This window comes from Rhodococcus sp. BS-15 (assembly GCF_000813105.1).
Taxonomy (GTDB): domain Bacteria; phylum Actinomycetota; class Actinomycetes; order Mycobacteriales; family Mycobacteriaceae; genus Rhodococcoides.
Window position 1 is genome coordinate 1 of record NZ_BAOX01000395.1, and the last position, 3,604, is coordinate 3,604.

At 67.2% G+C, this 3,604-nt stretch carries 4 protein-coding genes; 2 read left to right on the top strand and 2 right to left on the bottom strand.

What is annotated here, in order from left to right; genetic code table 11:
* Together RHBS_RS25645 and guaB are read right to left on the bottom strand one after the other, a co-directional pair.
* A partial coding sequence (locus tag RHBS_RS25645) for a GuaB3 family IMP dehydrogenase-related protein (RefSeq protein ID WP_128646810.1) occupies window positions 1–884 on the bottom strand: 884 nt, incomplete at its 3' end.
* A 57-nt stretch (window positions 885–941) separates the two neighbouring features.
* Window positions 942–2,465: an IMP dehydrogenase gene (guaB, locus tag RHBS_RS25650; RefSeq protein WP_183130205.1), complete on the bottom strand. Its 1,524-nt coding sequence runs from the start codon at window positions 2,463–2,465 to the stop codon at window positions 942–944.
* 299 nt (window positions 2,466–2,764) lie between these two features.
* Here guaB and RHBS_RS25655 point away from each other — a divergent pair, with 299 nt between their 5' ends.
* On the top strand, window positions 2,765–3,169 hold the full coding sequence (locus RHBS_RS25655; RefSeq protein ID WP_032378069.1) for a DUF5319 domain-containing protein: 405 nt from the start codon (window positions 2,765–2,767) through the stop codon (window positions 3,167–3,169).
* A 187-nt stretch (window positions 3,170–3,356) separates the two neighbouring features.
* A partial coding sequence (locus tag RHBS_RS25660; RefSeq protein WP_187298636.1) for a hypothetical protein occupies window positions 3,357–3,604 on the top strand: 248 nt, incomplete at its 3' end.

Here is a 3,604-nt window from a genome sequence, read left to right on the forward strand (position 1 = left end):
TGCGCACCGAGAACCGCAGCATCGGCCCCGCAGGCGATGGCCTTGGCGAGGGCACCGGAGGTGGTGATGTCGCCGTCGGCGATGACGTGCACGTAGCGCCCGCCGGTTTCGTCCAGGTAGTCCCGACGTGCTGCGGCCGCATCGGCGATGGCGGTGGCCATCGGAACGCCGATACCGAGCACCTCACCGGTGGTCGTGCCACCTTCGACCGAGCCGTACCCGACGATGACGCCTGCCGCGCCGGTGCGCATCAGGTGCAGTGCGGTGCGGTGATCGCTCACGCCGCCGGCGATGACGGGAACATCGAGCTCCGCGATGAAGGTCTTGAGGTTCAGCGGCTCGTCCTCACCGTGAGCAACGTGCTCGGCGGAGATGATCGTGCCCTGGATGACCAGCAGATCCAGGCCCGATGCCACGAGGGCAGGCGTGAGCGAGCGAGCGTTCTGCGGGCTCACCCGAACGGCGACGGTCACCCCGGAGTCACGGACCTGACCGACCGCTGCTGCCAGCAGATCCGGCCGAATCGGCGCGGAGTGCAGTTCCTGCAGAAAGGCGATCGGGGCGTCGGGATCGAGATCGGTCTCGGCGATGTGGATCAGCTGATCGAGCTTGGCCTGCACGTCCGAGTGGCGCGCCCACAGTCCCTCACCGTTGATGACCCCCAGCCCACCCTGGCGACCCAGCTCGATGGCGAACTCGGGCGAGACCAGAGCATCGGTCGGATGCGCCAGAACGGGAATGTCGAAGCGGTACGCGTCGAGCTGCCATGCCGTCGACACCTCCTTCGACGAGCGGGTACGACGGGACGGCACGATGTCGATGTCGTCCAACTGGTAGGTGCGGCGGGCTTCTCTGCCCATGCCGATTTCAACGAGGTCGCGCACGCGCGCACCTTTCTACTTCGAGAGCGAATCGAGTCGGCCGAGGAAAGGCCGACGCGACTATCGGGTGGTGTAGTTCGGGGCCTCTGCGGTCATCGTGATGTCGTGCGGGTGGCTCTCCTTGAGCCCGGCCGCAGTGATCTGCACGAACTGAGCGTTCTGCAGATCCTCGATCGAGGTGGAACCGGTGTACCCCATCGCAGCGCGCAGACCACCGGTGAGCTGGTGGATGACCTGGTTCAACGGTCCGCGGTACGGGACGCGACCTTCGATGCCCTCGGGCACCAACTTGTCCTCGGCCAGCACATCGTCCTGGAAGTAGCGGTCCTTGGAGAACGACTTCGCTCCCCCTCGTCCCTGCATCGCGCCGAGCGAACCCATGCCGCGGTAGCTCTTGAACTGCTTGCCGCCCACCAGAATCAGCTCACCCGGGGACTCCGCGGTGCCGGCCAGCAACGATCCGAGCATGGCGGTCGACGCCCCGGCAGCGAGTGCCTTGGCGATGTCACCGGAGAACTGCAGACCGCCGTCGGCGATGACCGGCACACCGTGCGGCTTGCACGCGGCGACGGCTTCGAGGATTGCGGTGATCTGCGGAGCGCCGACGCCTGCGACCACACGGGTGGTGCAGATCGATCCCGGTCCGACGCCCACCTTGACCGCGTCCGCACCTGCCTCGACGAGGGCGAGTGCGCCCGCGCGGGTGGCCACGTTGCCGCCGACGACCTGTACGCGGTCGCCCACCTCGGCTTTGAGCTTGCTGACCATCTCGAGTACCTGCGAATTGTGGCCGTGCGCGGTGTCGACGATGATGACGTCCACCCCGGCGTCGGTCAGTGCCATCGACCGAGCCCAGGCATCCTGCCCGACGCCCACAGCGGCACCGACCAGCAGGCGACCGTCACGGTCCTTGGTGGCATCGGGGTGCTGCTCGGTCTTGACGAAGTCCTTCACGGTGATCAGGCCGGTGAGTGCGCCCTTGCCATCCACGATCGGCAACTTCTCGATCTTGTGGCGACGCAGCAGGCCGAGCGCCGCTTCCGCGGTGACGCCCTCCTGCGCGGTGATCAACGGTGCCTTGGTCATCACGTCGGCGACGCGCCGGTTCTGATCGACCTCGAACCGCATGTCGCGGTTGGTGATGATGCCGACCAACGCGCCGGTCTCGTCGGTGACGGGAAGTCCGGAGATACGGAAGCGCGCACACATGGCGTCGACCTCGGCCAACGAGTCGGTGGGCTTGCACGTGACGGGGTCGGTGACCATCCCGGCCTCCGAGCGCTTGACCGTCTCGACCTGGGACGCCTGATCCTGCAGCGACAGGTTGCGGTGCAGCACGCCCATACCGCCCGCGCGGGCCATGGCGATGGCCATCCGGGCCTCGGTGACGGTATCCATGGCGGAGCTGACCAGCGGCACCCGCAGGCGAATCTCGCGGGTGATCTGGCTGGAGGTGTCGACCGAGCTGGGAATCAGATCCGAAGCGGCCGGCAGCAGCAGGACGTCGTCGAACGTGAGGCCGAGCATCGCGACCTTGTTGGGATCGTCGCCGCCTGTGCGGACGTGGGCTCCGGGACTACTCATGCGAATCTGGCCCTCCCTAGAGCCTGGTTGCACTTCGGCGCGGCGTGCGGCCGGTGAGAGCTCGCAGGCGCACCGCAGTGCGGGATTGGAGAACGGATGGAGTTTCGGCACTTGCACTCATCTGTTCAGCGCCGTGAACCATGGTATCGGCTAGGGCACAACCAGTGCGAATGCCTCCCGCTGTGAGTGGCCTTCGAGCACCGAAATCGCGGTCCGCAGCATTGTCGGCGGCGGACGCGTCCGGCATGTCGCATTCGAACGGCTGGCGCAGACCCACCAGTCCTGCGTACCGTGGAGGCGTGCGCGATCAACTGCCTCCCGGTCTACCCCCGGATCCCTTCGCCGGAGACCCAGCCGACCCGTCGGCCGCCCTCGACGCTATCGAGCCCGGCCAACCCCTAGATCCTCAGGAGCGCCTGGCCGTCGAAGAGGACCTGGCGGACCTGGCCGTCTACGAGGCACTGCTCGGCCACCGCGGCATTCGCGGACTGGTCGTGTGCTGCGAGGATTGCCAGCAGGACCACTACCACGACTGGGACATGTTGCGGGCCAACCTTCTGCAGCTCCTGGTCGACGGCACCGTCCGGCCTCACGAGCCTGCCTACGACCCCGTGCCCGACGCCTACGTGACCTGGGATTACTGCCGCGGTTTCGCGGACGCCTCGATGAACGACGCCTTGCACGGCGACGGATTCGACAGCTGACTTTTTCGACACCTCCGCACGAAGAAGCCCGACACGATCATCGTGTCGGGCTTCTTCGTTGTTCGGGAGGGACGCGAAAACCGGTCAGCTGCCGCCGGAGGGAACCGACATGCGGTCGCGGTTCTCCGACGAGCTACTACCACCGGCAGTCGCCGTCGGCTGATCGGGCGCGTCGAGCACCGTCGGTGTGACGTTCGTGGTCGTTGTCGGACTCGGAGTCGTCGTCGTGGGTGGAGCCACGGGCGTCGTCGTTGTCGGAGCCGGAGTGGTCGGCACACCCGTGGTGTCGGGCGTGACCTGCTCCACCGGTGCCGGTGGCACGAAGACCTCGGGACTGGGGACCGGAGCCGGCGGAACCGGAGCCGGAGCCTGGGGCGGCACAGGCGCGGGCAGCGTGAGTGCCTGCAGTTCCTGCAGCAGACGCGCCAGCCACTA